The 26,240-nt window shown below is 63.3% G+C and carries 26 protein-coding genes, 2 tRNA genes and 1 pseudogene; 19 read left to right on the top strand and 10 right to left on the bottom strand.

What is annotated here, in order from left to right:
* Nucleotides 1-36: 36 nt before the first annotated feature.
* Nucleotides 37-594: a TetR/AcrR family transcriptional regulator gene (locus AC1C2Q_RS00830; protein ID WP_495448643.1), complete on the bottom strand. Its 558-nt coding sequence runs from the start codon at nucleotides 592-594 to the stop codon at nucleotides 37-39.
* A gap of 64 nt (nucleotides 595-658) precedes the next feature.
* Here AC1C2Q_RS00830 and AC1C2Q_RS00825 point away from each other — a divergent pair, with 64 nt between their 5' ends.
* The 8 genes from AC1C2Q_RS00825 to AC1C2Q_RS00790 all read left to right on the top strand — a co-directional run bounded on the left by AC1C2Q_RS00825 (nucleotide 659) and on the right by AC1C2Q_RS00790 (nucleotide 9,012).
* A complete protein-coding gene (locus tag AC1C2Q_RS00825; RefSeq protein ID WP_495450521.1) occupies nucleotides 659-2,194 on the top strand; it encodes an MFS transporter in 1,536 nt (511 codons plus the stop codon).
* Nucleotides 2,195-2,262: 68 nt separating this feature from the next.
* Nucleotides 2,263-3,312: a 3-isopropylmalate dehydrogenase gene (locus tag AC1C2Q_RS00820; protein ID WP_495448642.1), complete on the top strand. Its 1,050-nt coding sequence runs from the start codon at nucleotides 2,263-2,265 to the stop codon at nucleotides 3,310-3,312.
* 45 nt (nucleotides 3,313-3,357) lie between these two features.
* The gene (locus AC1C2Q_RS00815) at nucleotides 3,358-4,452 is read left to right on the top strand and encodes a branched-chain amino acid aminotransferase (protein ID WP_495448641.1); all 1,095 of its coding nucleotides are present in this window, start codon (nucleotides 3,358-3,360) and stop codon (nucleotides 4,450-4,452) included.
* Nucleotides 4,453-4,496: 44 nt separating this feature from the next.
* Entirely contained in the window at nucleotides 4,497-5,273 is a 777-nt protein-coding gene (locus AC1C2Q_RS00810; protein ID WP_495448640.1) for a fumarylacetoacetate hydrolase family protein, read from the top strand.
* Complete coding sequence (locus AC1C2Q_RS00805) at nucleotides 5,270-6,526, top strand: MFS transporter (RefSeq protein WP_495448639.1); 1,257 nt, start codon at nucleotides 5,270-5,272, stop codon at nucleotides 6,524-6,526. Before AC1C2Q_RS00810 ends, AC1C2Q_RS00805 begins: the two co-directional genes overlap by 4 nt.
* Nucleotides 6,523-7,293, top strand: coding sequence for a class I SAM-dependent methyltransferase (locus tag AC1C2Q_RS00800; protein ID WP_495448638.1), 771 nt, complete (start codon nucleotides 6,523-6,525; stop codon nucleotides 7,291-7,293). Before AC1C2Q_RS00805 ends, AC1C2Q_RS00800 begins: the two co-directional genes overlap by 4 nt.
* A 43-nt stretch (nucleotides 7,294-7,336) precedes the next feature.
* Entirely contained in the window at nucleotides 7,337-8,842 is a 1,506-nt protein-coding gene (gene gltX / locus AC1C2Q_RS00795; protein ID WP_495448637.1) for a glutamate--tRNA ligase, read from the top strand.
* Between the two features lie 95 nt (nucleotides 8,843-8,937).
* A tRNA-Gln gene (locus tag AC1C2Q_RS00790) sits at nucleotides 8,938-9,012 on the top strand.
* A gap of 151 nt (nucleotides 9,013-9,163) precedes the next feature.
* Here the strand turns inward: AC1C2Q_RS00790 and AC1C2Q_RS00785 are convergent.
* Nucleotides 9,164-9,367: a cold-shock protein gene (locus AC1C2Q_RS00785; RefSeq protein WP_036279545.1), complete on the bottom strand. Its 204-nt coding sequence runs from the start codon at nucleotides 9,365-9,367 to the stop codon at nucleotides 9,164-9,166.
* Nucleotides 9,368-9,659: 292 nt separating this feature from the next.
* On the opposite strand from AC1C2Q_RS00785, the gene pepN reads away from it, so the two are divergent.
* A complete protein-coding gene (gene pepN / locus AC1C2Q_RS00780; RefSeq protein ID WP_495448636.1) occupies nucleotides 9,660-12,137 on the top strand; it encodes an aminopeptidase N in 2,478 nt (825 codons plus the stop codon).
* Between the two features lie 6 nt (nucleotides 12,138-12,143).
* On the opposite strand, the gene AC1C2Q_RS00775 is transcribed toward pepN, so the two are convergent.
* Together AC1C2Q_RS00775 and AC1C2Q_RS00770 are read right to left on the bottom strand one after the other, a co-directional pair.
* Entirely contained in the window at nucleotides 12,144-13,046 is a 903-nt protein-coding gene (locus tag AC1C2Q_RS00775; protein WP_495448635.1) for an aminoglycoside phosphotransferase family protein, read from the bottom strand.
* A gap of 2 nt (nucleotides 13,047-13,048) precedes the next feature.
* Complete coding sequence (locus AC1C2Q_RS00770; protein WP_495429151.1) at nucleotides 13,049-13,687, bottom strand: MBL fold metallo-hydrolase; 639 nt, start codon at nucleotides 13,685-13,687, stop codon at nucleotides 13,049-13,051.
* 153 nt (nucleotides 13,688-13,840) lie between these two features.
* On the opposite strand from AC1C2Q_RS00770, the gene AC1C2Q_RS00765 reads away from it, so the two are divergent.
* The 6 genes from AC1C2Q_RS00765 to AC1C2Q_RS00740 all read left to right on the top strand — a co-directional run bounded on the left by AC1C2Q_RS00765 (nucleotide 13,841) and on the right by AC1C2Q_RS00740 (nucleotide 17,204).
* Nucleotides 13,841-13,913: transfer RNA gene (locus AC1C2Q_RS00765), tRNA-Glu, on the top strand.
* A gap of 297 nt (nucleotides 13,914-14,210) precedes the next feature.
* Nucleotides 14,211-15,236 carry a hypothetical protein gene (locus AC1C2Q_RS00760; protein ID WP_495448634.1) on the top strand — a complete coding sequence of 342 codons (1,026 nt, stop codon included), beginning with the start codon at nucleotides 14,211-14,213 and terminating at the stop codon, nucleotides 15,234-15,236.
* Nucleotides 15,237-15,309: 73 nt separating this feature from the next.
* Entirely contained in the window at nucleotides 15,310-16,029 is a 720-nt protein-coding gene (locus tag AC1C2Q_RS00755) for a hypothetical protein (RefSeq protein WP_495448633.1), read from the top strand.
* A 184-nt stretch (nucleotides 16,030-16,213) separates the two neighbouring features.
* On the top strand, nucleotides 16,214-16,483 hold the full coding sequence (locus AC1C2Q_RS00750) for a hypothetical protein (RefSeq protein ID WP_495448632.1): 270 nt from the start codon (nucleotides 16,214-16,216) through the stop codon (nucleotides 16,481-16,483).
* On the top strand, nucleotides 16,480-16,632 hold the full coding sequence (locus AC1C2Q_RS00745) for a hypothetical protein (protein WP_495448631.1): 153 nt from the start codon (nucleotides 16,480-16,482) through the stop codon (nucleotides 16,630-16,632). The genes AC1C2Q_RS00750 and AC1C2Q_RS00745 overlap by 4 nt, the downstream gene beginning before the upstream one ends.
* A gap of 143 nt (nucleotides 16,633-16,775) precedes the next feature.
* Nucleotides 16,776-17,204, top strand: coding sequence for a hypothetical protein (locus AC1C2Q_RS00740; protein ID WP_495448630.1), 429 nt, complete (start codon nucleotides 16,776-16,778; stop codon nucleotides 17,202-17,204).
* Between the two features lie 135 nt (nucleotides 17,205-17,339).
* On the opposite strand, the gene AC1C2Q_RS00735 is transcribed toward AC1C2Q_RS00740, so the two are convergent.
* On the bottom strand, nucleotides 17,340-17,810 hold the full coding sequence (locus AC1C2Q_RS00735) for a hypothetical protein (protein WP_495448629.1): 471 nt from the start codon (nucleotides 17,808-17,810) through the stop codon (nucleotides 17,340-17,342).
* A 107-nt stretch (nucleotides 17,811-17,917) separates the two neighbouring features.
* Between AC1C2Q_RS00735 and AC1C2Q_RS00730 the strand changes: the two genes are divergently transcribed.
* Nucleotides 17,918-18,487: a hypothetical protein gene (locus tag AC1C2Q_RS00730; protein WP_495448628.1), complete on the top strand. Its 570-nt coding sequence runs from the start codon at nucleotides 17,918-17,920 to the stop codon at nucleotides 18,485-18,487.
* Nucleotides 18,488-18,526: 39 nt separating this feature from the next.
* Here the strand turns inward: AC1C2Q_RS00730 and AC1C2Q_RS00725 are convergent.
* A pseudogene (locus AC1C2Q_RS00725) lies at nucleotides 18,527-18,784 on the bottom strand (alcohol dehydrogenase catalytic domain-containing protein); the annotation flags it as partial.
* 141 nt (nucleotides 18,785-18,925) lie between these two features.
* Between AC1C2Q_RS00725 and fdhD the strand changes: the two are divergent.
* Genes fdhD through arfB form a run of 3 tightly spaced genes read left to right on the top strand, consistent with a single transcriptional unit; the run spans nucleotide 18,926 to nucleotide 22,639 of the window.
* Nucleotides 18,926-19,825, top strand: a complete 900-nt coding sequence (gene fdhD / locus AC1C2Q_RS00720) for a formate dehydrogenase accessory sulfurtransferase FdhD (RefSeq protein ID WP_495429147.1) — start codon at nucleotides 18,926-18,928, stop codon at nucleotides 19,823-19,825.
* Nucleotides 19,806-22,190, top strand: coding sequence for an FdhF/YdeP family oxidoreductase (locus AC1C2Q_RS00715; RefSeq protein ID WP_495448627.1), 2,385 nt, complete (start codon nucleotides 19,806-19,808; stop codon nucleotides 22,188-22,190). The genes fdhD and AC1C2Q_RS00715 overlap by 20 nt, the downstream gene beginning before the upstream one ends.
* A 26-nt stretch (nucleotides 22,191-22,216) precedes the next feature.
* Nucleotides 22,217-22,639 (top strand): alternative ribosome rescue aminoacyl-tRNA hydrolase ArfB, encoded by a 423-nt coding sequence (gene arfB / locus AC1C2Q_RS00710; RefSeq protein ID WP_495448626.1) that lies wholly within the window; start codon nucleotides 22,217-22,219, stop codon nucleotides 22,637-22,639.
* An 86-nt stretch (nucleotides 22,640-22,725) separates the two neighbouring features.
* On the opposite strand, the gene AC1C2Q_RS00705 is transcribed toward arfB, so the two are convergent.
* From AC1C2Q_RS00705 to AC1C2Q_RS00690, 4 genes are read right to left on the bottom strand one after another with little or no spacing between them, the layout of a single operon-like run.
* Complete coding sequence (locus AC1C2Q_RS00705) at nucleotides 22,726-23,961, bottom strand: MFS transporter (RefSeq protein WP_495448625.1); 1,236 nt, start codon at nucleotides 23,959-23,961, stop codon at nucleotides 22,726-22,728.
* Nucleotides 23,958-24,506 (bottom strand): ArsR/SmtB family transcription factor, encoded by a 549-nt coding sequence (locus AC1C2Q_RS00700; protein WP_495448624.1) that lies wholly within the window; start codon nucleotides 24,504-24,506, stop codon nucleotides 23,958-23,960. Before AC1C2Q_RS00700 ends, AC1C2Q_RS00705 begins: the two co-directional genes overlap by 4 nt.
* 59 nt (nucleotides 24,507-24,565) lie before the next feature.
* Nucleotides 24,566-25,648, bottom strand: a complete 1,083-nt coding sequence (locus AC1C2Q_RS00695) for a DUF4349 domain-containing protein (RefSeq protein ID WP_495448623.1) — start codon at nucleotides 25,646-25,648, stop codon at nucleotides 24,566-24,568.
* Entirely contained in the window at nucleotides 25,645-26,202 is a 558-nt protein-coding gene (locus tag AC1C2Q_RS00690; protein ID WP_495448622.1) for an RNA polymerase sigma factor, read from the bottom strand. Before AC1C2Q_RS00690 ends, AC1C2Q_RS00695 begins: the two co-directional genes overlap by 4 nt.
* Nucleotides 26,203-26,240: the final 38 nt, after the last annotated feature.

Genomic DNA, 26,240 nt, shown 5'->3' with positions numbered 1-26,240 from the left:
CAAGCATAGTATCTGCGCAGGAGGTGACGGGCGCTTTTAAGCCGCTGCGCGCAACGCGAGAGCGATGAGTTTCTCCAACTGCTCGCCCGTAGGGACTGGGCCCGCAAGCCCGCTGGCCGCTGTCTCTGCCGCATCGAGTGCGTTGTTGTAGTACAGGCCGTCGCCGAGGAGCATTATGAGATCGAGGGCAGTATCATCGCGCACGTGTGGTCGTAGTGCATCCGCCCACGATTCCCGCACTCGACGTAAGGCATCCGACGCCGGAGTGAATCCGCCCTGCGCGACCCGCGAGGCCGCGATCAATGCGCGATCAAGTGCCGCATCCTCCATAACCGACGTGCGCAGGTAATAAGAGGCAGGACCGTCGGGTGCAGATGCCATGCGCAACAGATCGGCCTCAGCGAGCAGTTCGAGTCGTTCAAGTAACCCAGCGATGAGGTCGTCCTTGCTGGCGAAGTGATAGAGCAGGCCGCCCTTGGAGACTCCAGCGGCCTTCGCCGTGGCATCCAGTGTCGCGGTGCGCTCACCGCCCTCGATGAGAATCGTCTCGAAGGCATCGAGAACTCGTTCACGTGCAAGCGGTGGTCGGGACATGTTGATTACTGTACCAGCTGGACGGTATAGTAATCAGGTTCATTGACGCTGAGGAAGATACGTGATGGTTCATACCGGGACGCTTGATACGGGCGGCATCCATGCGCCTCGCGCAGGCGCACGCGCATGGTTCGCGCTGGTCGTGCTGATGCTGCCGGTGCTCCTCGTATCAGTAGACAACACCGTGTTGAGCTTCGCTCTGCCCAAAATCGCTATCGATCTCGCACCGTCTGGCGCCGAGCAGCTATGGATCATCGACGTTTATCCGCTCGTGCTCGCAGGGCTTCTGGTCACGATGGGGACGTTGGGGGACCGTTTCGGTCGCCGCAGGATGCTCCTCATCGGCGCGACCGGATTCGCTGCCGTCTCGGTGCTTGCCGCGTTCGCGCCCTCCGCGGCTCTTTTGATCGCCGCGCGAGCGCTGCTCGGCTTCTTTGGTGCCATGCTCATGCCCTCGACACTGTCGCTGCTGCGCTCGATCTTCCAGAACCGTGACCAGCGCCGTCTGGCGATTGCGGTCTGGGCTTCGGCATTCTCTGCCGGCTCGGCGCTCGGCCCGATTATCGGCGGCTTCCTGCTTGAGCATTTTTCATGGGGCTCGGTATTCCTCATTGCGGTGCCAGTGCTGATTCCACTGCTGATCGCGGCGCCGCTGCTTGTGCCGGAAAGTCGCGACCCGGATCCGGGCAAGATCGATCCGATCAGCATCCTGCTCTCGATGGGCGCGATGATCCCCGTCGTCTATGCGATCAAGTCTCTTGCCGTTGACGGGCCGACGTTCGGTGCGGCGGCGTGGGCGTTGCTGGGCATCGGGATGGGCGCGCTGTTCGTGCGCCGTCAATTGCGTGCAAAAAATCCGATGCTGGATATGGCGCTGTTCCGTCGTGGCACATTCTCCGGCGCAATCCTGGTGAACCTGCTCAGCGTCGTCGCCCTGGTCGGATTCCTGTATTTTGTCCCGCAGCATCTGCAGCTTGTTCTCGGTATGTCGCCGATGGCTGCAGGGCTCGCGCTTGTTCCCGGCATGCTTGCCATCATCGTCGCGGGGCTCACGGTCGTGCCGATCTCGCGCCGGGTACAGCCGCACCTGGTCGTGCCGATCGCACTCGTCTTCTCCTTCATCGGCTACCTGCTGGTCGCCTTCACGACGGCCGGTCACGGTGCGCTGCCGTTGGTTATCGCCTTCGTGGTGCTGGGCATTGGGATCGGCGCCGCGGAGACGATTTCCAATGAGCTGATCCTCTCCAGCGCGCCTTCGGCGAAGGCCGGAGCTGCGAGTGCCGTTTCTGAAACGGCCTACGAACTCGGCGCAGTGCTGGGCACCACCATCCTCGGCGGAATCATCACCGCGTTGTACCGGGGCGCGCTTGTCATTCCTGACGGAGTTTCGGCGGAGGCAGCTAATACGGCCCGTGAGACTCTCGCCGGGGCTTACACGACTTCTCAGGGGCTGCCGGAGCCGCTCGGATCGGCGCTGTGGGATGCTGCGGCATCCGCCTTCGAATCCGGGGTGATGGTGACCGCACTGATTGGTGCAGTGCTGGTCGCACTGGCCGGCGTGATCGCGGCCGTCACACTGCGCACGAAGGCTTCGCGCTGACCAGTACGCTGGAGGATACGTGCCCCGGCGATGTCGCGCTGCGGGCGGTTCCGGTTGCAAGGAGTGTCATGTCGCGTGTCGTGAAGCTGGCCGTCATCCCCGGTGACGGTATCGGTCCCGAGGTTGTCGCCGAAGCAGAGAAGATTCTGGATGCGGTCACCGCAGACAGTGACGTCACGTTCGAGAAGACCCATTTCTCGCTGGGGGCTGCGCGCTACCTCGACACGGGTGACACTCTCACAGATGAAGATCTTGCCGCGATCAGCGCGAATGACGCCATCATCCTGGGCGCGGTCGGTGGCACCCCTGGCGACCCTCGGCTGAAGGATGCCAACATCGAGCGAGGGCTGCTGCTGAAGCTGCGGTTCACGCTTGACCACTACGTGAACCTGCGGCCGTCGAAGCTCTACGCCGGGGCGCCCGGCCCGCTGTCATCGCCTGGCGAGATCGACTTCGTCGTGGTCCGTGAGGGCACCGAAGGTCCCTACGTCGGAAACGGTGGTGCGATCCGCATCGGAACGCCACACGAGATCGCGAACGAGACGAGCGTGAATACCGCTTTCGGAGTCGAGCGCGTGGTCCGCTACGCGTTCGAGCTCGCCGGACGCCGGAGGCAGAAGCTCACGCTGGTACACAAGACCAACGTGCTCGTGCATTCGGGCGGTATGTGGCAGCGCATCGTCAACGAGGTGGCGCTGGAGCACCCCGAAGTGGCCGTAGACTATCTGCACGTCGATGCGGCAACGATTTTCCTGGTCACAAACCCTTCCCGCTTCGACGTGATCGTCACCGACAACCTCTTCGGTGACATCCTCACGGATCTGGCTGGCGCCGTCACCGGTGGCATCGGCCTCGCCGCTTCGGGCAACATCAACCCCGACGGCACGTTCCCCTCGATGTTCGAACCCGTTCATGGTTCGGCGCCTGACATCGCGGGCCAGCAGAAAGCCGACCCAACGGCGGCGATCTTGTCTGTCGCACTCCTGCTCGATCACCTCGGGCTCCGGGAGGAATCGGACCGCGTCACTCACGCGGTCGAAGCAGACATCGCCGATCGAGCCGGCTCACGAACCACCAGCCAGACGGGTGACGCCATCGTCGCGAGGCTCCAGGCGTAGTCTGGACGCATGCGAGCGCCGCCCGCATCAAACGCAGGATGTGACATGACAACCATCGACACCGAACTCGCACCTCTCGAGTTTTCTGTGACCAAGAACCTTGCAGCGAAGTCGGCTGCCGCGCGTGAAGAGATCCTTAAGGACCCCGGCTTCGGCACGGTCTTCACCGACCACATGGTCGACGTGTGCTGGTCTGCTCGTGGCGGCTGGCACCGCCCGCGGGTTCAGCCCTACGGGCCGATCTCTCTTGACCCCGCTGCAGCAGTGCTGCACTACGGTCAGGAGATCTTCGAGGGCATCAAGGCATACCGTCACTCTGACGGATCAATCCACACGTTCCGACCAGAGCGGAATGGTGCGCGCCTGCAGCACAGCGCCCGCCGTTTGGCGCTGCCGGAGCTGCCCGTCGAGTACTTCATCCAGTCGATTCGCGAACTCATCGCCGTCGACGGTGCATGGGTGCCGTCGGGGGACGACCAGAGCCTTTACCTGCGTCCGTTCATGTTCGCGAAGGAAGCTTTCCTCGGCGTGCGCCCGGCGCAGAAGGTCGCGTACTATCTGATCGCGAGCCCGGCGGGCTCGTACTTCAAGGGCGGCGTAAAGCCGGTGCGGATCTGGCTCTCTGAGCAGTATGCGCGCGCAGGCAAGGGCGGCACTGGCACAGCGAAGACTGGCGGAAACTACGCATCCAGCCTGCTGCCCCAGGCCGAGGCCTATGAGAAGGGCTGCGACCAGGTCGTGTTCCTTGATCAGGACGGCAACGTCGAAGAGCTCGGCGGCATGAACGTCGTTTTCGTCTTCAAGGACGGACGCGTCGTCACACCGCACTCCGACAGCATCCTCGAGGGCATCACCCGCGACTCGCTGCTGCAACTCGCCGAAGACCGCGGCCACACGGTTGAGCGGCGTGCGGTATCGCTGCAGGAATGGCGTGATGGTGTTGCATCCGGCGACATCGTCGAAGTGTTCGCCTGTGGCACGGCCGCGGTCGTGACGCCGATCGGTGCGCTCGTGACGGCGGACTTCGAAGAGGTGCAGCCGACCGGTGAGCTGGCGCTGTCGCTGCGCGAAGAGCTGACCGACATCCAGTACGGCCGTCGCGAAGACAAGCACGGCTGGCTGCTGCGCCTCGACGCCTGATCGCAGTCAAACTTCTGCCCCGCGGTAATCGCTAGGCTGGGTGAGTGAAGATCGCTCGATTCAGCCACAATGACGCAATCCGCTACGGCATCGTCGATGAGCGGGAGCTCGTCGTCCTCGCCGGTGACCCGATGTTCGCCGGGTATGAAACCACTGGTGAGCGTGTGCCGCTGGCGGATGCCGCGCTACTCGCACCGGTGATTCCGCGCTCGAAGGTCGTCTGCGTCGGCAAAAACTATCACGATCACGCCGCAGAAATGGGGGGAGTGGCTCCCGAGGAGCCCCTGCTCTTCCTCAAGCCCAACACCTCCGTGATCGGCCCTGGTGACACGATTGTGCGTCCGACGCTGTCAGAGCGCACCGAGCACGAAGGCGAGCTGGCCGTGGTAATCGGGCGGATCGCCAAGAACGTCAAGGCCGAGAATGCTCTGGAGTACGTCTTCGGCTACACGATCGGAAACGACGTCACTGCTCGCGACCTGCAGAAGAAGGACGGGCAGTGGACCCGCGGCAAGGGCTTCGACACCTTCTGCCCGCTCGGTCCGGTCATCGAGACGGAATTCGATGCCAAGGATGCCACGATCGAGACTCGCGTGAACGGTGAGGTGCGCCAGCACGCTCCGCTGAGCGACATGATCCACTCCGTTGAAGCGATCATCGAGTATGCCTCGGCGGTTTTCACGCTGCTTCCCGGCGATGTGATCCTCACGGGCACTCCCGCAGGCGTCGGCCCGTTCATCGCGGGCGACACCGTCGAAGTCGAAGTCAGCGGCCTCGGCATCCTTCGCAACTCCGTGCGCGACGCACTGCCAGTCGCATGATCGGGATCACGGCCGTCGAACAGGCGGCCGTGCAACGACGCACAGTCATCGTGCTGTCGCTCGGGCAGGTGCTGGGCGGGATTGCGTTCGGCGCGACCGTTTCGCTTGGAGCCCTGCTCGCCGCCGATATCTCCGGCGACGACGCGCTGTCGGGACTGGCGACGGCATCGGTGACGCTCGGCGCGGCACTGTGCGCGATCCCGTTGGCTCGACTCGCCAATCGCGTCGGTCGACGTCGCGCGCTGACGCTCGGGAACCTGTTCGCGCTCCTCGGCATCGGCGTCGTGATTCTGGCGGCCGCGCTACGAATCTTCCCGCTGCTGCTGGTAGGCATCCTGATGATCGGCGCCGGCAACGCCGGCAACCTGCAGTCGCGGTTCGCGGCGACAGACCTCGCGGCGCCTCAGCATCGTGGGCGCGCACTGTCTGTGGTCGTCTGGGCGACGACGATCGGTGGCGTATCAGGTCCTTTGCTGCTCGGACCGGGCGAGATCGTCGGTCAGGCGATAGGCATGCCGCCGCAGACCGGGTCGTACCTCTTCTCCCTCGTCGCGCAGGCAGCTGCCTTCGTGCTGTACATCGTTGCGCTGCGACCCGATCCGCTGCTGACCGCGCAGCGCATCGCTCGGGATGCCGCGACATCACTGTCAGCGCCGCTGTCTCTGCCGGACCGACCCACCGTCGCGCGCTACGCGATCTTCGTGGTCGCCGGGTCACACGTCGTGATGGCATCAGTGATGGCGATGACGCCGATCCACCTCTCCCACATGGCGCAGAGCGCTCATGGCGGCCACGCCTCGAGCGCGGATGTCTCGTCGCTTGTGGGAGCGACAATCGCACTGCACGTGGCAGGGATGTACGGGCTGTCGCCGGTCTTCGGCATCCTCGCTGACCGAATAGGACGCCTGCGGGTGGTGCTTCTCGGGCAAGTGTTGCTGGCCGGGGCGCTTGGTTTCGCCATTTTCGCGAACGATTCGGCCGGCGGCGTGATGACCGCGCTGGTGCTGCTCGGTCTGGGATGGAGTGCCTCGACCGTAGCCGGCGCAGCGCTGTTGACCGAGGCGAGCGCCCCAGAGCTGCGCACGCGTCGCCAGGGTCGCAGCGACTCGTTGATGAGTCTGTCCGCTGCGGCCGGAGCCGTGCTCGCTGGTGTGGTGCTCTCGAACTTCCAGTACTCGGGGTTGGGCATCGCGGCATCCGTTCTCGTGATCGTTATGGTGGCGCTCGCACCGCTGGGGCGGACCAGGGGATGAGAGAGTGGGCTGGCGTTGGCGAGGCGTATGCCGCCTCGTATGCCGCTCTGTGCGCCGGCACTCATGATGCCCTTGTCGTCCGGCTCGGCCCTGCGCGTGAACGTCGACTGCTGGATGTCGGTTCCGGCACGGGAGCTCTGGCGGCGCAGCTGTCCGATGCGGGGTGGAACGTCACTGGGTGTGAACCCGAGGAGACGATGCGCGTGGTGACTGGCAGGGAACATCCGACGCTTACCCTCGTGGACGGCGCGTTGCCCGCCCTGCCGTTTGCCAACGCCGAGTTCGATGCCGTAACGGCGAACTTCGTACTCAACCACGTAGTCGATCCCCGAGCGGCTGCACAGGAGATGGCGCGCGTGGCAGCACCGGACGGAGTGTTGGCGGCGACGATCTGGACCGTCTCGCCTTCGTGGTTCTGGCTGTCCGTATGCGAGCGAGCAGAGCTTGTACCCGTGGCAGGTACACGACTGCCGCCGGGGCAGGACTTCGAACGAACGGAGTCTGGATTCGGACGGATGCTGTCAGAAGGCGGCTGGCGCACGGTCGAGGTCGCAGAGCTCAACTGGAGCTGGCATACGACGATTCGAGAGCTGTGGGCGTCCGCGGAAGGTGGTGTGGCCTCTGCGGGGACGTTCTATCAGTCGCTCGTCGTCGCCGACCGTGCACGGTTTCGTCGCGCGTTCGATCAACTGTGTGCTGAGCACGTTGTTGACGGAACGATCGCGCTCGATCACACGGCCGCAGTCGCCGTCGGCCGACCTGATTGAGCAGAGCAGCGCGCATCGCTCACACGCGTAGGATTGAGGGGCTATGGCTACTCCTCACCCCCTCACCACGACCGCTAGTGGTGCCGATGTCCGTGTCCGCTTCTGCCCTTCGCCGACGGGTCTTCCACACGTCGGGATGGTGCGCACTGCGCTCTACAACTGGGCATACGCCCGTCACAACGGCGGCAAGCTGATCTTCCGAATCGAAGACACCGATGCCGCGCGTGACAGCGAGGAGAGCTTCCGTCAACTTGTCGACGCGCTGTCCTGGTTGAAGATCGACTGGGATGAGGGCGTTGAGATCGGCGGTCCGCACGCGCCGTACCGCCAGTCACAGCGACACGAGATCTACCGCGGCGTGATCGACAAGCTCCTCGCCGGCGGCGCACTCTACGAGAGCTACTCGAATGCAGACGAGATTGATGCGCGCAACGAGGCGAATGGTCGGGCCAAGCAGCTCGGGTATGACAACTTCGATCGCGATCTGACCGACGATCAGAAGGCGGCTTTCCGCGCAGAGGGTCGACAGCCTGCCCTGCGTCTGCGCGTGCCGGATGAAGACCTCACCTATGTCGACCTGATTCGCGGTGAGGTGACATTCCCCGCCGGATCCTTCCCCGATTTCGTGGTTGTCAGGCCGAACGGTATTCCGCTGTACACGTTCGTGAATCCGGTCGACGATGCGCTCATGGGCATCACTCACGTGTTGCGCGGTGAAGACCTGATGCCGTCGACGGCTCGTCAGTTGGCATTGTATGCCGCCTTGATCGATGCGGACGTCACGACGTTCGTGCCGCGATTCGCGCACATGCCGCTGGTGCTGGGGGAGACCGGCAACAAGAAGCTCTCCAAGCGCGACCCTCAGGCAGATCTCTTCCTGCACCGGGATCGCGGCTTCATTCCGGAGGGCCTACTGAACTATCTCGCTTTACTTGGCTGGTCGATTGGTCCGGATCGGGACATCTTCTCGCTGGACGAGTTCATCGCCGCGTTCGACATTGAGAACGTCAACCCGAATCCGGCACGCTTCGATCAGAAGAAGGCCGAGTCGATCAACGGCGATCACATTCGGATGCTGGATGTGAAGGACTTCGCGGAGCGGACGATCCCGTATCTCGCCGCTGCGGGATTGTTCGACGAGCCCAGTCACGAGCAGCTCGTACTCGCGTTCCGCGCGGCACCGCTCGTGCAGGAGCGCGTGCAGTTGCTCGGTGAAGTGCCCGGCATGCTCGGGTTCCTGTTCGTCGATGAAGTCTCGTATGACGCTGACGCGCTGAAGGGGCTGCCGGCGAACGCTGCTGAGGTGCTCGATGCGTGTGTCATTGCTCTCGAGCCGGTGACCGAGTTCGTCCCGGAGAGGATCCAAGATGCTCTCGCCACGGCGCTCGTCGAAAACCTTGAGCTCAAGCCGCGCATCGCCTACGGGCCTCCTCGCGTCGCGATCACGGGCCGGCGCGTGTCTCCGCCGCTGTTCGAGTCGATGGAGCTCATCGGCAAGGACGAGACGCTGCGGCGCCTGCGAGGACTTTCCGCACAGCTGCAGTCCTGACGGCGCGCCCGGGCGACGGCGTACGCGCGTCACTTTGGCATTATGCCCAAGCTCGGGTAAGCTTAACTCTCGGTGCGAGGTTCAAATTTCGCCCTTGGGGTATGGTGTAATTGGCAACACGGCGGTTTCTGGTACCGTTGTTCTTGGTTCGAGTCCAGGTACCCCAGCCAAAGAAAAACCCCCGCGTCAGCGGGGGTTTTCTTGGTTCTATGGGCCATAGGTACGACGGTCTAGTCGGCTTAGAGGCCGCAGCTGGATGCTCCTCGCGGGCAAGAAAAAGGCCCAGCCCCACAAAGTGGGACTGGGCCTTTAAAGCTCTAATTAGAGAGCGTTGATGTTCGTCGCCTGGGGGCCCTTGGGACCCTGCTCCGTGTCGAACTCGACCTTCTGTGCTTCCTCGAGGTTGCGGTGTCCGCTGCCCTGGATCGCGCTGAAGTGCGCGAAGACATCGGCAGATCCGTCATCGGGAGCAATGAAGCCGTAGCCCTTGTCGGAGTTGAACCATTTGACAGTGCCAGTAGCCATGCTGTGTTTCCTTTGTATTCGTGGGCCGAGCTTCGACCCGTAATGCCTCGACGATGATCGGCTCGGCAGCTTGTGGGGGCTCTCAGCATGACGGCGAAATTCGCGGCGTACGTGGCTGGGAGCGTGAGGTAGGTGAGGACGGATGATCGAGTGGCCACCATGCCAGTGAGGCAATCGGACCGATGAACAGCCGGAGATTCCGAAGGTCATCGTGAATGTGTCGCTCCAGTCTAGCCCAAACTTGTCGCTTCTTGCTGACAGTTATCGCTTTGACACATGAAACGATGGATCAATGAGCTCTGCGAACCTGACCAGGGAAGAGACTGCCGCACGATCTGCGGCCGTCACCGTGCACACCATTCGTGTCGAACTTGATCTTCTCGACGCGCCGAATCAGGAGAAGCCAGGCTTCGGCACCACCACAACGCTGGTATTCGACGCCACCGTCTCAGGCACATGGATCGACTTCATCGGCGAATCCGTGAACAGAGTCACGGTCAATGGCACCGAACAGCCCGTCGTCTACGACGGCGCGCGCATCGCCGTCACAGGACTCGCAGCATCCAACACCGTCGTGGTCGAGGCGATCGGTCTCTACAGCCGATCCGGTGAAGGTCTGCACCGTTTCGTCGACCCCGTCGACGGTGAGACGTACCTCTACACGCAGTACGAGCCGGCTGACTCGCGGCGCGTCATGGCGTGCTTCGAGCAGCCAGACATGAAGGCGGCGTTCACGTTCTTCGTGCGTGCGCCCGGCGGCTGGCACGTGCTGTCAAACCAGAACTCGGTCTCGGTACATGACGAGGGCAGCGCCCAGACAGTGGAGTTCGCACCGACGCTGCCACTGTCGAGCTACATCACCGTGGTTGCCGCGGGGCCCTATCACCGAGTGGATGCGACCTGGACTCGCGGTGAGCAAAGTGTGGCGCTCGGGGTGCTGTGTCGTCCGTCCTTGGCGAAGTTCCTTGAGGAAGACGAGATCATCGAGGTCACACGTCAGGGCCTGGACTTCTTCACGGACGCGTTCGATTTCCCCTACCCCTGGGGTAAATACGACCAGATCTTCGTGCCGGAGTACAACCTTGGTGCGATGGAGAACCCGGGGCTGGTGACTTTCACTGAGGCGTACCTGTCCCGCGGTGCAGCGACCGACGCACAGCGTGGAGGTCGCGCCAACACGATCCTGCATGAGATGGCTCACATGTGGTTCGGAGACCTCGTCACAATGCGTTGGTGGGACGACCTCTGGCTCAAGGAATCGTTCGCTGACTACATGGGCGCACACGCATCGGTCGCGGCCACCCGCTTCACTGATGCCTGGGTGCGCTTCGCCGCCAACCGCAAGGCATGGGCGTATCAGCAGGATCAGCTGCCGACGACGCATCCGATCGTCGCTGACATCACTGATTTGGAAGCTGCGAAGTTGAACTTCGATGGCATCACCTACGCCAAGGGTGCCTCGGTGCTCAAACAGTTGGTCGCCTTCGTCGGTGAGGAACAGTTCTTCGAGGGAGCGCGGCGCTACTTCGCAGCTCACGCCTATGGAAACACGACGCTCGACGACCTGCTGATACAGCTCGAGGAGGCTTCTGGTCGCGATTTGCGGGCGTGGTCGAAGGCATGGCTGGAGACGAGTGGCGTCTCGACGATGTGGCTGGAGACCGACGGTGCCGGCGAGCGGACGCTGGTGCAGACGGATCCGCGTCCGCATCGGCTTCGGATCGGCCTATATGACTTTGTGGAGGGTCAGCTTTCGCTGCGTGAGCGGATCGAACTCGACGTCGCCGCGGAGCGAACGCCAGTGCAACTGCCTGATGCGGATATCGTACTGATCAATGACGATGACCTCACCTATGCCAAGTCGCGACTTGATCAGCGATCGCTTGCCTCGGTCGAGCAGGCGTTGTCGACGCTCGAACCCCTCCCGCGTGCTCTGGTCTGGTCGTCGTTGTGGAACGCCACACGTGACGGCGCGCTACCTGTTGCCCGCTATCTGGCCATCGTGGGCGCGCACGCGCCCGCGGAGGAGAACATCGGTCTGCTCGCCGGCGTGCTGGCGAATGCGGCCTATGCCGTGGGGCACTATGCAGTCGACGCTGACCGTGCCGAGCAGCGCGCGGCGTGGCTGACCACAACGTGGAACGCGCTCACGACTGCAGTCGGTGGCAGTGACGCGCAGCTGTCTTGGGCGCGGGCCTTCGCTGCGGCATCCGCATATGACGGATCGCACGCGGATCGGGTGCTCACGATGCTCGACGGCGACGCGCCGGAGGGGCTGACAGTTGACCCTGACCTGCGCTGGTCACTACTGACCGCACTGACGACCACCGGACACGCATCTCACGACACGGTCGAAGCCGAACTGGAACGCGATGACACGGCGAGCGGCCGCACGGCGGCGGTGCGCGCTCTAGCCGCACGCCCGGTCGAGACCATTCGAGTGACCTCCTGGTACCGAGCATGGGAGGATCGCTCACTCAGCAACGACCACCTCAGCGCCATCATTGATGGAGTGCGCGGCGGCGGCCGGCGAGACCTCATCGCCGGGCTCGATGCGGAATACTTCACACGTATTGCCGCTGCATGGAATGACCGCAGCATCGAGCTCGCCAGACGCCTCGTGATCGGGCTGTTCCCGGCATCCGATGATCTCGAGCTGGTCGACGCATGGCTCGTCGCCAACGAGAACGCGCCCGCCGCGCTGCGCCGTCTCGTGATCGAGCAGCGTGACCACCTCGCTCGCGACCTGCGAGTGCGAGCGGCGCAGTAACGGCGCTCAGGTGATCTCGGCGGCTATCTCAGCCGTGATCTCGGCGGCGGTGCTGCGACCAAGCGCGAGAAAATCGGTGCGGTCGTCGCTCTGGGTGAGCAGAATGGCAGCGACTGAAGCAGACCAGGCGCGCGCCCGGGTCCACGTTGCATCGTCGTACCGGTCGCCGACGGCACGGCGGAACGAGATTCGCCCGTCCGCATCAAATGCCATCCACGCGACAGCGAGATCGTAGGCCGGGTCGCCTGCCGAGACGTCGCCGAAGTCGATGATGGCAGATAGCCGGGTTCCGTCGACAAGAATGTTGCCGGTGTGCAGATCGCCGTGGACCCACACTCTCTCAGCGCTTTCGGGTACGGCGAGGCCGGCGGTCCAGGCACCCTCCAGTGGCTGTGCGGTGTGTGCTGGCAGCTGGGCGAGGAGCACCCGCATTCGTTGGTCGCGTCCGACAAGCGGGATGCCACGGACAGGGTTATGCGGCGCGTCCAAGGGGGCAGGCTGGTGCAGTGCGCGCAAAGCTTGGGCCAGAGACGGAATCCAACTGGAATTGTCCACTCGCGCCCTCCCCAGCGCGTGCATCCCCGTGATCCACGGCACGACCGACCACGGCCACGGGAAGTCGTCCGTCGGCCGCCCGTGGACGACCGGGACCGGCGTATCGACGCCCACTGCAGCAAGCCGGGGACCGAGCAGCGCGAGGGCCTGATGCTCATGCGTGATCAAGGGCGCAGCCAATGCGCGACGCGGGACGCGTACCGCGAGTTCATCGCCGAGCCGCCAGGTGGCGTTGTCCCAGCCCTCGCTGACGAGCTGCAGGGGAAAGGAAGCGAGGTCCGGCGCGTCTTGCGCGAGCAGCAGCCGCACTCCGGCCTCATCTAGTAGGCGCTCAGCAGCGGGGGAATCGACCATGATTAGAGGTCGAGCGACTCGCCAGGATCGACCTCGAAGAACTCTCCGCCATTCTGTTCGGTCGCCCACTTCAACCGAGAACGGTGCATGTTGCGTCCGATCACCGAGAGGGTCATGTCATGCACGCCGAAGGCGCGACGGGGCTTCACTGCGAGTACGAAGTCCATCGCCTCGCCAATCTTCAGCCAGGGCGCCCCCAGGGGAGCAGCCAGCGCGTCGACGTCGACGTCCTCGGGAATGGCGTAGGAATCACCGGGGTAGTAGAGCTCGTCGTTGATGAGAACTCCCACGTTTTGGACCGAGGGCAGTGATGAATGGATCACAGCGTGGTCGCCGCCGAAGAAGCGCAGAGTGAATCGACCGACCGTGACGGTGTCGCCGGGGGAGACCACGATGATCTCGTAGTCACCGGCCGCTGCAGCGACACCGGCCGGGGCGAAAATCGGGGTGCCGGGGGCAGCGCGGAGGATGCGGTCGAGATGCTCGGGCGTCCAGTGGTCTGGGTGCTCGTGAGTGATCACAACGCCCACCACATTCGAGAGGTCGTCGAGCGGCGTGGTAAATGATCCTGGATCGATGATCAGTGTGTCGCCGCTCTCATCGATACGGAGGGCGGCATGTTCGTGCTTTGTTACGCGCATAGGGAGAGTCAACTCCTTCGAGAGCCGTCCGGCAAACTGCTTCTCAGGATGACGCGCCCGGGATACTGTCCCCCTGTGCCTCGATTTGGCGGAGCAGAAAATCTCATGGCATACTTGTACAGTTGTCGCGGGACGGAAACGCCCCGTAAGACTGGCCCCATCGTATAGCGGCCTAGTACGCTGCCCTCTCACGGCGGTAACGCGGGTTCGAATCCCGCTGGGGTCACAACAGTGAGAAGCCTCCGATTCCCTTGAAATACAGGGATCGGGGGCTTTCTCTTTTGCCTACCGAGTGAACGTGAAGTGGTCGATCTCTTCCTTTGGACCCGTTTTGGACACGAGCCCTGTGCTGGCGGTTGTGTTGACGTGGTTCCGGGGGATTGTGAAACGTGAATGAATCCCGTTGGTTCCTTCGTTTCTAGGAAGCATCATCCCAGGGGATAGGCGCTTCCCCATCTGAGCAACCGGCGGGCGGCGCGAATAGACTCGGAGAGAGCGCGACGATGCCCGGACGGAGCAACGCTTGACATATCAGTACACCTACTTCCCGAAGGGCTCAGGTCAGATCGGGTCAGTCCTGCTGGACGCGAATGCCACGGCTCACCTCGACTCGATAGCGAGGCGTGGCTCAGCGTTTCGAGATGAGGCTGTCCGCGAACGGATCGCCGGTCTCCTTGATCGCCTTGGGGACTCTGAAGTTCTGGCGATGGCAGGCTTGGGTGCAGCCGAGGGGGACATCAGGCGAGAGTTCCGCGAGACTGACTACTCAAACTTCCACCGGCGCTCCGCACATGCGCTGTCTCTCCTCAACGAGAACAGAGACTCCCTGCGGCGTTGGGCAGCGGGCGAAGATGTAGAACCAGTCAGCGTCGATCTCGAAGGTGAGCGGCAGAAGCAGACGGAAGGCCTCTTCGGTGTTGTGGTCGAGAACTTCCTCCTACCGTCATACGCCTTGGTTTTGCAGGCGTACTGGGCGCATCTCAGCGACCCGATTCCGATGAGGGCGCTGCGCTCCGTGGAGCGCGTTGCGGTAGAGACGCGCTGCCGAGGATCGAGGGAGATGATGCTCGCGATTCTTCTGATCGCGGGGACGAACGCCGGGCGAGAGCTTGCGCTCAACATCATGAAGCTCCAGAACGAAGCGGGACTCTCGCAAACTTTGGACGCTGCCTGGAACACGAGCTTCGACCTCACATACACCCGCCTCGCAGTCGCTACACCGCTGTGGGGGCGCGTGCCTGAGCCTGTTGTCTTCGTCACTGCGGATAAGCACTTAAGTACGTTCGTGAACACCATCAAACCGCTGGGAGGGGGGCAAGCCTCGAACGGTGTGATGTTGCCGCTGGACTCAAGCAACTTCGAGGGTCTTGTGCAGGACGATCTCTACGAGGGCATCCAGAAGCTGATGCTGGCAAGCGCACACGCAACTGCCGCGAATCCCATGCCCGCAGAGCAGGTCGCGACGATACGCCGATACAACTCGCTGAAACACATCAAGCGCCTGGAAGCGTGCTTCTCAAAGCGCTATCCGGCGGGGACGAAGGATTAGACCCGCTGCGCCACCGACGCCGCAGAGGCGCGCTGAACCATACCCGACAATCCGTGTCGCCATGCACCCACGAGTGCCCTTCACTGTGCAGACCGAGGGCAACGTCGCGCTCTTCTGCGACTTCCGCTTCGACGACGGCGGGCTCGTGTCACGCCCGCACCGCAGATGTAGCGGCAGCCACTCGGGCGAAGTGCGCGATAACGTGAGCGGAACGAAAGGACTGACCTCGATGCCGAGACCACAGATACCCGCCCCGACGCTACAACTGCCCAAGGTGCCCACCGGGCTTTACGGCGAGATCGTGGCGGCGGACGCTCTATTCGCTCTCGGGTTCACCGTGGACATGCGAGGAGGGGGCAGCAAGTTCCGGGACGGCTATGCGGATCGCGGTGACCTCCGGCTCGATGTCCAGGTCAAGTGCACATCGAAGGCACGGGCAGCCATCCACTGGGCGAAGCCGGGAGCCGACGCTCGCACGTATGCCGACCTTGCTGAGGGCGAAGGTCGGATTGCGGTGTTCATCCTCGCGCACGCAACAGATGTGCAGCGAGCGGCTCTCGTCGAGGGGGAGATCAGGCTGCCGCGTCCGACGATGACGTTGTACGCGACGAGTGCTCGACAGTTCGCTGATGATGTGGATGTCTCACGAACGCAGTACGGGCAGGAACTCTACCTCCGAGGCGCGCGCAAGGGTGAGTTGAAGCCAGAGTCAGGGCTGTCGTTCCCGGTCTACGCAGACGACTATCCAACGCTCGCCGAGTTCATCGCTGAGCTATCGAGCAAAGCGGGCTGACCTCACTCAGCGATCCGCGTGACCATGCGCCCGCGGTAGGGAACCCGCACGCTCTCCAGTTCACCGTCCTGCACCATCTCGCGCCGCAGGTCGGCGTTCGAGAGTCAGGCTCCACCCGGCTCTTCGCTTTGGCGGCGCGAAAGCGTGGGTATGGCAGAAGTGCCCGCGCTGCCAACCTCCGACCATGAAATTTCTCTGGGGACTAATTCTTGTGCTCGCTTTCGTCGGGCTCGCGGTGGGAGCAATCTTTGCGGCGATCGCTCTCGGCGCCAACGCTGTTGCTGAGGCGGCACGAGCGGCGCTTCTGAGCGGCGAGCAGATCGCCTTCTGGGCACAAGCGTTACTGCTTGTCGCGGCGGCGGCGTTTTCACTCTGGGCAGGGATCGCAAGCCGATCGGTGCTCGGGCTTCTGCTCTGGATACGGTGTACGCTGGATTCATCGTCCGCGACATGACGGTGACCTTCTGGATTCCCGGCGCACTGCCGAACTGGTTCCCGACGCTCGCCGGTCTTGTGTTCTTCATCATCGTCTTCGTTGTCGCGGGGATGAACTACAAGGGCGAGCAGTACGCGACCTCGAAGAAGAAGAAGAAGAAGGCATAGCTGCCCTACGCAGAAGCAGAAGCCAGAGCAAACGGAAGGCCCACCCACGGGCAACGTCGTGCGGCGTCACGGCGTCACGGCGTCGATCAGGGTATCGAGACGACGACCCTCAGAGCGAAGCGGCGTGCGGGTAGCGTGGCTTCATGATGGTCAAACACAAGCGGTCACCGGCCTGCGCTCTGCTGGGCGGCACCCCAAACAAGCCCATTCTGTTCTCCTGTGGTGTGCTCTTCGGGCATGACCAGGAACTCGCGTTCGGTGGGGTTCCTGACGAGACCGCGATCAATCCGGACGATGGTTCTCGTGCTGACCTCTGGGTACTCGACCCCTCCGAGTTCGATGATGAACTGGTCGTGGTCGTCGTCGATGAGCGATGCACGCGCCGTACCTCGTTCCTGAGTTGGCTCCGGCACGCGACTTCGGTGCCGCCGGATGACCCACCGTTCGTGCGGGTGTTCGTCCCGGAGAAAGCGCTCAATCGCAAGGGTGCTGCGCAGGGGCTCCAGACACGACTCGACGACGCAGGTATCGACGCGGAGGCTGTTTCATACTATCCGCCGAACGTGTGGTGAATCGGGCGTCCGACTCGTCGGTGAGCGCCGCGCGGGTCGTAGCTGGAACCAGATCGCCGGGGCAAACAAAATGTCCGTGGCAGAAGCGCGATCGCTTGCCACGGACACTTTCTGGGGCGTAGAACCCCAAGCTGCTTAGATCAGATCGGCTTCGTACTGCCCCACGAGGTAGCGCTTATTGAAAGCCTCAACCGACTGTTCCTGTCCGTTCGCGAGCGGGATACGGTGAGCGAGAACCTTTTCCCTCTCGTCCTCGTCATGGAGGCCCCAGTCGGCGATACGAGCCATCGGCACAGCGCGGGGGATGTCGCGAGCAAAGACCGGGTTGACGAACGTCGGGTGATCGACCTCCATCTGACCGAACTCTTTCCAGTGCGCCGCGTCTCCGTTGTACTTGAACTTGAGGTCGGCGTCAAAGACTGTCATATGGCTATCTGCCCACTCGGCGCGCGCGGCACCGTAGGCGTCGATGAACTTCGACACGGTCGCATCGTCGATCTCAATGTCCTCGTAGTAGTCGATGACTGATTGCGCGTCTTTGAGGTACGACGGGTAGAGGAATGAGCAATTCGGATCGTCGATGGAGTGGCGGTTCGGGGAAGTCATGCCAAAACCTTATCGAGGGGGTGACGTGTGTGAACAGAGTGAGGGGTGACTCGTCCCCCGCGATTGCATGGTCTCGATAGGCGGTCGCCGATTGGCAGGATGGAAGGATGACGATCAAGGCCAAGATTATCGCTGCACTGCGGGCGCATGAGATCACACCGGAAGCTACTCTGGTCAACCTGCACGACACGAGCGACATCTGGAGCGACAAGCGCACGTTCGTGGTCAAGGTCGGATACGAGCCCACGCGCTACAACTACCTTCACGATCTCGGTGTGCTCGCTGCCGCAGGAGTTCGGTGCGAGCAGCCGTTAATCAACGATGTCATCGAGGTCGGCGACTCACACGCGGTCATCGTCGTCTATCTCAAGCCTGACCGTCCGACCCGTGCGAGCGATGCGGAGGCTGTTGGAGGGTTGCTGCGCGAGATACACGAAGCGACACTCGCGTCGGACACGTACGAGACGCCGCGCCATGGGCACGTCTTCTTCCCCGACGATTGGCTCGCGCAGAACATCATCATCCACAACGGGCTGCCCTACCTGGTTGACCTTGACCTCTGGCAGGCGTGGGAGCGGGCGACGGCGATCAACATCGCGTGCGGCGATTTCTTGAAGCAGCTTCCGCACAGTGATGACGACATCGCTGCGTTCCATCGCGGCTACGGCACGTACTGACCCGGTCGACCACGATGTCGGCGCGTCGCGGTGTCACCCGACTGGCGGAACTAAGGTCGTTACCTCGCCGGTGATCTCATGGCCGAGAACAAGCCCCGTCCGCCCACGCACCATGTGCTGATCGGAACCGCAGATGTTGGTCGCGACGGTGCGAAGGATGACACCGTGCGGGATCTTCCTGCCGACGTTCGCCGGGTTCACGCCTGGGCCGTCATGGAGTTCGAAGTCGGGGTAATCCGTATCGATCACCTTCACGACGCCGGGTCCCTCGTAGGCGACCGCTCTGTTTCCAGACATCTTCGTCCTTCCTCTCGGGCGGAGATCTCCGCTTCTTCAGCCTGTCCCAGGTGCGGCTGTTCGCGCTACCTACCCTCGAACCGTTTATGCCTACCCGATCAGGCAGGATCCAACCCGCACGACTGGGCTACGCTCAAACGCATGGGCCGGATCACGACGAGGCGGTCGGTGACGAAGATCGCGCTGGACGACGGTGTGCACCGTCGCGCCGACACGCTCGCCGTTGAGGAGCCGCTGGAGATCCGCGTTGGCGGCACCGCGTTGGCCGTGACCATGCGCACACCGGGCAACGATGTCGAACTCGCCGCCGGATTCCTCGTCTCGGAGGGTGTGATCGGCGAAGGCTGGGAATTCCACTCCGCTATACATTGCGGAGGGCCTGGTACCGGAGGGACCGAGAACACCTACAACGTCTTGGACGTCACCCTCGCTCCCGGCGTGCCCCCGCCCGCCCCGGACGTCGCTCGCGCCTTCTACACGAGTAGTTCTTGTGGCGTGTGCGGCAAAGCCAGCATCGATGCTGTGGAGACAGTGTCGCGCTACGACGTCGCGGTGGACGACGCTGTCGTCGACGCCGCAGACCTCGTCACCTACCCTGCGCGGTTGCGTGAGAAGCAGGACGCGTTCGACAAGACCGGTGGGCTGCACGCAGCGGCGCTCTTCGACGCCGGCACCGGCACGCTCCTGGTGCTCCGCGAAGACGTTGGCCGACACAACGCCGTTGACAAGGTCATCGGATGGGCGTTGCTGAACGACCGACTGCCACTGAGGGGAACTGTGCTGCAGGTGTCCGGTCGTGCCAGCTTCGAGCTCGTACAGAAGGCGGTGATGGCAGGCCTTCCCGTTCTCGCCGCTGTCTCTGCGCCGTCGTCGCTTGCGGCGGAGCTCGCCGAGAAGTCGGGTCTGACGCTGGTGGGATTTCTCCGCGGTCGGTCCATGAACGTTTATGCCCACGCTCACCGCGTGAGGGTGAGTACAACGGCATCCGATGATCGCGCGCTGATCGCCGAAGGGACAGGATATGACCAGTCTGGACGATGAATCAAAAGACGTTGACGCGAAATCCGGAGTGGCACTCGGGCTGATGCCCGCGGAACCCCGGCAGGGCGGATACGGACCAATGACCGCTCGGCCATGGTCGCAGCAGGACTACGATCACCCCGCCGCTGCCTGGGGTGCGGCGCTCTCGGTCGGCGAGCTTCTTCTGAAGTCGAAAGCGCCGGTGAGCGGTGCGCGGGCGATGTTCACGATGAACCACCCCATTAAAGGTTTCGACTGTCCAGGGTGCGCGTGGCCCGACGATCAGAAGGGGCTGAAGCTCGACATCTGTGAGAACGGCATGAAGCATGTCACCTGGGAGATGACGCACAAGCGCGTCGGGAGCGGCTTCTTCTCACAGCACACCGTCACGGAGCTTGCTCAGTGGTCCGACTTTGACCTGGAGAACGCTGGTCGCCTCACCGAGCCGATGGTCTACGACCCTGAGACCGACCGTTATGCGCCGATCAGCTGGGATGACGCCTTCGCGCTCATCGGGGCGGAATTGCGAGCCCTGGCCAGCCCGGATGAGGCCACGTTCTACACGTCGGGACGGCTCAGCAACGAATCGTCCTTCCTTTATCAGCTGATGATCCGCGAGTACGGCACGAATAACATGCCGGATTGCTCGAACATGTGCCATGAGGCATCCGGTCGGGCGCTGACGGCATCCATCGGCTCTGGCAAGGGGACCACCACCGTCGAGGACTGGGAACAGACGGATGCGCTGTTCCTCCTCGGGGTGAACGCCGCCTCGAATGCGCCCCGAATGCTGACGGCGCTGTCGGACGCAGTGAAAAATGGCGCGCAGGTCGTGCACGTCAATCCGCTGATCGAGGCGGCATCCACTCGCACGACCGTGCCACACGACTTTGTCGACATGGCGCTGTTCAAGACCCATGAGACCGGCACCCTCGACCTTCAGGTGCGCATCGGCGGTGACATGGCGCTGATGCGCGGCATCGCGAAGGTTGTCTTCGAAGCGGCCGAGACCGACCCGAGTGCGCTCGACACCGCGTTCATCGAACGTCATACCCAGGGGATCGAAGAGTACCGTGCCGTCGTCGAGGCGACCGGGTGGCCCGAGCTGGTGCAACAATCGGGACTCACCGAGGAGCAGATCAGAGCGGCGGGCGCGATCTACCTCAAAGCCGACAGAACGATCATCAGCTGGTGCCTCGGAGTGAGTCAGCAGGAGCACGCCGTCGACATGGTCCGCGAGTTCATGAATGTGCTGCTGCTGCGGGGCAACATCGGCCGTCCAGGAGCGGGGCCCGCGCCAGTGCGCGGGCACAGCAACGTGCAGGGGAACCGTACGTGCGGGATCAATCATCACTCCCCGGCGGCGCTCCTGGATCGTCTGGACGAGGTGTGCGGGATCACGTCTCCGCGGAAACCAGGACTGGATACCGTCGCCAGCATCCATCGCATGCACGAAGGCGCGGTGAAGGTATTCGTCAGTCTGGGCGGTAACTTCGTGCTGGCAGCACCAGACACGACGTACACCGCAGAGGCGCTGAGTCAGTGTGCTCTCACCGTTCAGGTGAGCACGAAGCTCAACCGCAGTCACCTCGTGCACGGCCAAAAGGCGCTCATTCTCCCGTGCCTTGGACGTACGGAGCGCGATGAGCAAGTGGCCGGACTCCAAGGCCAGACCGTCGAGGACGCCATGAGCATGGTCCACCTCTCGGTCGGCAAGAAGAAGCCAGCCTCCGAACATCTCCTCTCCGAACCAGACATCATCGCAAGGATGGCGCGGGCAACAATGCCAGATAGCGCGACCCCATGGGAGTCGTACGTCGGCGACTACAGCCTCATCCGCGATGTGATGGCGCAGGTTCTGCCTGGATTCGAGGGCTTCAATGAGCTCATCACTCACCCGAACGGGTTCCGCATCCCGCAACCGGCCCGCGAGCTCGACTTTCGTACGGCTTCCGGCAAGGCAGATTTCTCCGCACCGGCGCTGCACGATGTGCGGCCCGCCGCCGACGACATGCTGGTGCTGCAGACCATGCGCTCACACGACCAGTGGAACACCACCATCTACGCCAACAACGACCGCTACCGCGGGGTGAAGAATCTGCGCGAGCTCATCTTCCTGAACGAATCAGACATGAGAGATCGAGGAATCGAGCAGGGGGACTTCGTCGATATCGTCTCCACGTCGAAGGACGGCACAGAGCGCTCACTTCGGCAATACCGGGCGGTGGCTTACAACACCCCGCAAGGAAGCGCCGCGGGCTATATGCCCGAGATGAACGTTCTGATTGGGAACGCCGATTACAGCGCGCAGAGCGATCAGCCGCTGATGAAGAGCATCCACGTGCGTGTGACCCGCTCCGCAGATCGGCCGGTGTCCAGGTCATAGATCCAAATCTCCGGCATGCTTGATGGATGGATCTGGAGATTTCACCCGCTCTCACGATTCCGGCGTCGGAACTTGACTGGCGGTTCTCCCGGTCTTCGGGGCCCGGCGGGCAGCACGTCAACACCTCAGACAGTCGCGTCGAGCTGCGCTGGAGCGTTGCGGACTCTGCTGTGCTCTCCGATGCCCAGCAGATCCTGCTGCTCACTCGGCTCGCTCGACGCCTGATATCAGGGACAATTTCCGTGACTGCTTCGGAGCAGCGCTCTCAGCTGCGCAATCGCGAGATCGCTCTGGCCAAACTCGCCGAGCTCGTCAGGGTAGGTCTCGCACCGGCGCCAGCGCGCCGTCGTGCGACGAAGCCGACCAAGGGTTCGGATCGGCGACGCTTGGCCGCAAAGGAACAGCGTTCGGCCACGAAGCGTCAGCGCCAGCGGCCGAGCTCCGACTAGCGCCGTCGCCGGTTGTGTTCCCCGTCGCGGTTTGTGTCGCTAAACGGGTGAAATACGCGCACAAACTGCGACCGGAAAGGGGAACGCTACGCGGCGCGCAGCGTCATCGTGCGGAACTGACGGTTGCGCAGTGGGAATGACATCATGATCACGAGGCCAGCGCCGAACACCACGAATGGCACCCAGGTCGCGGTGACGGACGCCAGGGCACCGAACGCAGCCATCGCGATCGGCATCAGCACATCGTCCCCGAGCCGCGTGATCGAACTCATTCGCCCGAGGTACGCGGCGTCGATCGTCGCGGCGAACGTCGCGCCCAGCAGAACCGATGCGAAGCCCGCGGTCAAGCCGATCACGAAGCACCCCGCACCGGTGAGCCACGCGGGGCCGACGCCGACCAGCACGATTCCCACGCCCTGCACCACGAGGGCCCAGAATCCACCGAGAGCTTCGTGTTTCGGACGCCAACGTGCCACGGAGATCGCGCCAAGCGCCGCGCCAAGGCCGATAAGAGCTTCGAAGAGTCCGACGGCTCCCGCACCCCACCCCTCGTCGAACGCACGCAGCGCGATACCGATTCCGACCGCAGGACCGACCGCAAGGTTCAGACCCGACAGTGCGATCACGAGCGTGCGTGTGGTCGGGGCATCCCTCAGGTGAGTGAAACCGTGTTGGATGCCGCGGAGCACAGACTCTCGCGGTGCGCGGGGCAGCGCGAAGCGGGGACGCAACCAGATCGCGATGAACGCGATGACGAGCGTGAACGTCAGGGCGTTAATCGACGCGCTGCCACTGAGGCCCGTGAAGGCGACAAGGAATCCACCAATCGCGGCACCACCCATCGTGCCCAGGCGGGTCGCAGTCTGCATGACGGCGCTGTAGGACGGCAAGTCGCTCGTGCGCACGAGCTGCCGACCGATCGTGGCGGCCGATGGCTCATAGAACGCGTCGCATGCGCCGAAAGCGATGGCTGCGAGCATGAGCACCAAGACCGACGGCGGGGAAGCCAACGTCCATAAGGCGACGAACACCAACACACCCACGCGCAGGACGTTGAACACGATCATCACATGTCGGGCGTTTGCGCGGTCGGCGAGCACGCCGCCGAACAAAAGGATGACGGCGCGGGGGATCGTTCCTGCCGCGACGATGAGCCCTGCGATCGCCGGTGAGGTTATCTGCACGGCAGTCCAGGCCAGCGCGATCGTCCAGATCGCATCGCCGGCATCCGAGAGCGCCTTGACGACAATCCAGGCATGCACCGCCGTGTCTCGAGAGAACCGGGGCGGCTCGCGAAGCAGAGTGGGTTCGATGGTGCTCATGGAGTCGTCGGGAATCCGTGGGCGAACACGAACACCGGCTGGCGCTCGGCGCCGTCGGAGGTGTCGATTTCATCGCGCCAGAGATCTATTGTCTCGCCCAGCCTCGTCGACAGCGTGGCGAGTTCTTCAGACGTGGCCCAGGTGAGTGAATCGGTGCTGAACGCGGCGCGGCGCCACTCCTGCGCAGGATCAATGCGACGCCGCCACGCTTGCAGCCTGCCGAGCTGCGTGTTGATATTGACGCGTTCCGCACCGCGGGCGAGCATCGCATCTGCGGGGGAGTCGGCGAAGTCGTCGACCGACCAGCTGAAGCCGCGTCGCGCCGGCCGCCACCAACTCGTACGTCGATCGCCCGTCGGGTCGTCAGCTCGCTCGACGATGCCAGCGCGCTCGAGCATCCGCAGATGATGGCTGATGCTGCCGACCTGTTGGTCGAGGGTACGAGCCAACGTGGTCACCTGGCTCGCACCGTACAACCCGAGGTAGTCGACGATCCGTCTGCGCACCGGATGGTGGACGGCGGTGATCGCCTCGATCTCTTCCATGCCACCCACGCTAAGCGCGGATCGCTATCTTCACAAGACTTCTTGTATACCCCGGAAAATCAAGAGATTTTGGATGCTGATGCGCTCCGTCGACGGCGGCGAATCAGCCAGATGACGAGGAAGACCGCACCGCCGATCACGAGCCAGGGGAGCATGAATCCGAACGCGATTACCAGGGCGTTCAGTGACACGATCAGTCCGTTCCACCCTGCGAGCAGGCCATCGGCGAATCCATCCGGTTCAGGCGTGCTGGCCGAAGTCTGCTTCGTGAGTTCGACCTGCAGCGAAGACATCGCGATCTGGTCCTCCAACGCGGCGAGCTGCTGCGTGTACGACTCGAGCTGGGCCTGCCGATCGGTCAGCGCGACTTCAGCTTCGATCAGTTCGGAGACGCTGCCCGATTGCGACATCAACTCAGTCAGTCGCGTGACCGATGCACTGGTCGCTTCTACACGGGCACGCAGATCGATCGCTGTGGACGTGACGTCCTGCTTTGAGATGGATGACCGAACTACCGTGCCAGTGTCGCCGAGGGCGTCGATCACCACGGTGAGGTCGGCAGATGGTACGCGAACACTGATCCAGCCATACCCCGTGCGTGGTTGCTCCGGCATGCTCGTATCAGAGCTCAGGGGATCTGCCGAGATGTCCGTGCTCTCGACATACCCGCCCTTCTCCTCTGCAATCGTAGAGATCGCGTCCGCGGCTGCTTCGATATCGTCGACCTGAACCGTTGCCTGGCCATTGGCAATGATCTCGCGGTCGGCGTTCGCAGATGAGACGTCTGTTGCAGCGGAGTCCATTGATGCGCTCTCCGGCACGGCCATGTCTGACACGCGAGACGATTCGCCAACTGCATCACCCGCAGAGACCGCGGACGAGTCTCCTCCTCCGGAGGCCGTGCCGCCTGTGATGCTCAGCAACGGAGGGGTTACCAGAATCCCTGCGGCGAACGCCGCGGCAACGCCGAGCCCGGTCAGCCACCTGCGACGACGGCGCTTCTTCTGGTGTGTCGGGAGCGGCCCCACGGCAGGCGCCCGATCCAGCTCGATCTGCGAGAACACCGCACCCTCGATCCTGTCGATGCTCGCTTGGGATAGCTCCGGCAACTCGAGGGTCGCCCCAGCGGTCTGATCGTTCATGCGTCTCTCACTTCCTCAACAGCGCTTCGCAATTGCGTGCGCACTCGCGAGAGACGATTGCGGACGACGGCGTGACTCACCGCGAGCTCATCGGCCGCGGCCTGATACGCGTACCCCTCGGTGGCGCAGAGCCGGAAAATCTCCTGATCCAACTCGCTCAGGGTGCCGATCTCCTCGGCGATCCTTTCGGCAAGCGCGGCGGTGATCACCTGGTCTTCGACGCTCACCGTGTCGGCGAGGGTGTCGTCTGCAGCATCCGTTGTGTGCGCCTGCTCACGCCGGCGCTGACGAAGCCGATTTGCTGCCTGGAAGCGACAGATGGTCGCAAGCCATGGCAACAGCGATTCGCCGACCAGTTCGAGCCCCGGAAGCTTGCGCCAGGCGACCACGAATGTCTCCTGAGTAATGTCCTCGGCATCCGCGGGGGAACTCAGGATGCCGTGGGCGATCCAGTAGACCGGACGAACGTGCGCGCGGTACAGAGCGCGGAAGGCGCTCTCATCACCTGACGCGGCGCGTGCCGCCAAATTCTGGTCTTCAGACCGTTCAGGCATCCGGTTCCCTTCAGCGTCTCTCATCATGAAGTGTCGGA

It is taken from the genome of Microbacterium sp. Y356 (assembly GCF_059445355.1).
The sequence above is the reverse complement of the archived record's forward strand: the minus strand, read 5'-3'. Positions and strand labels throughout refer to the sequence as shown.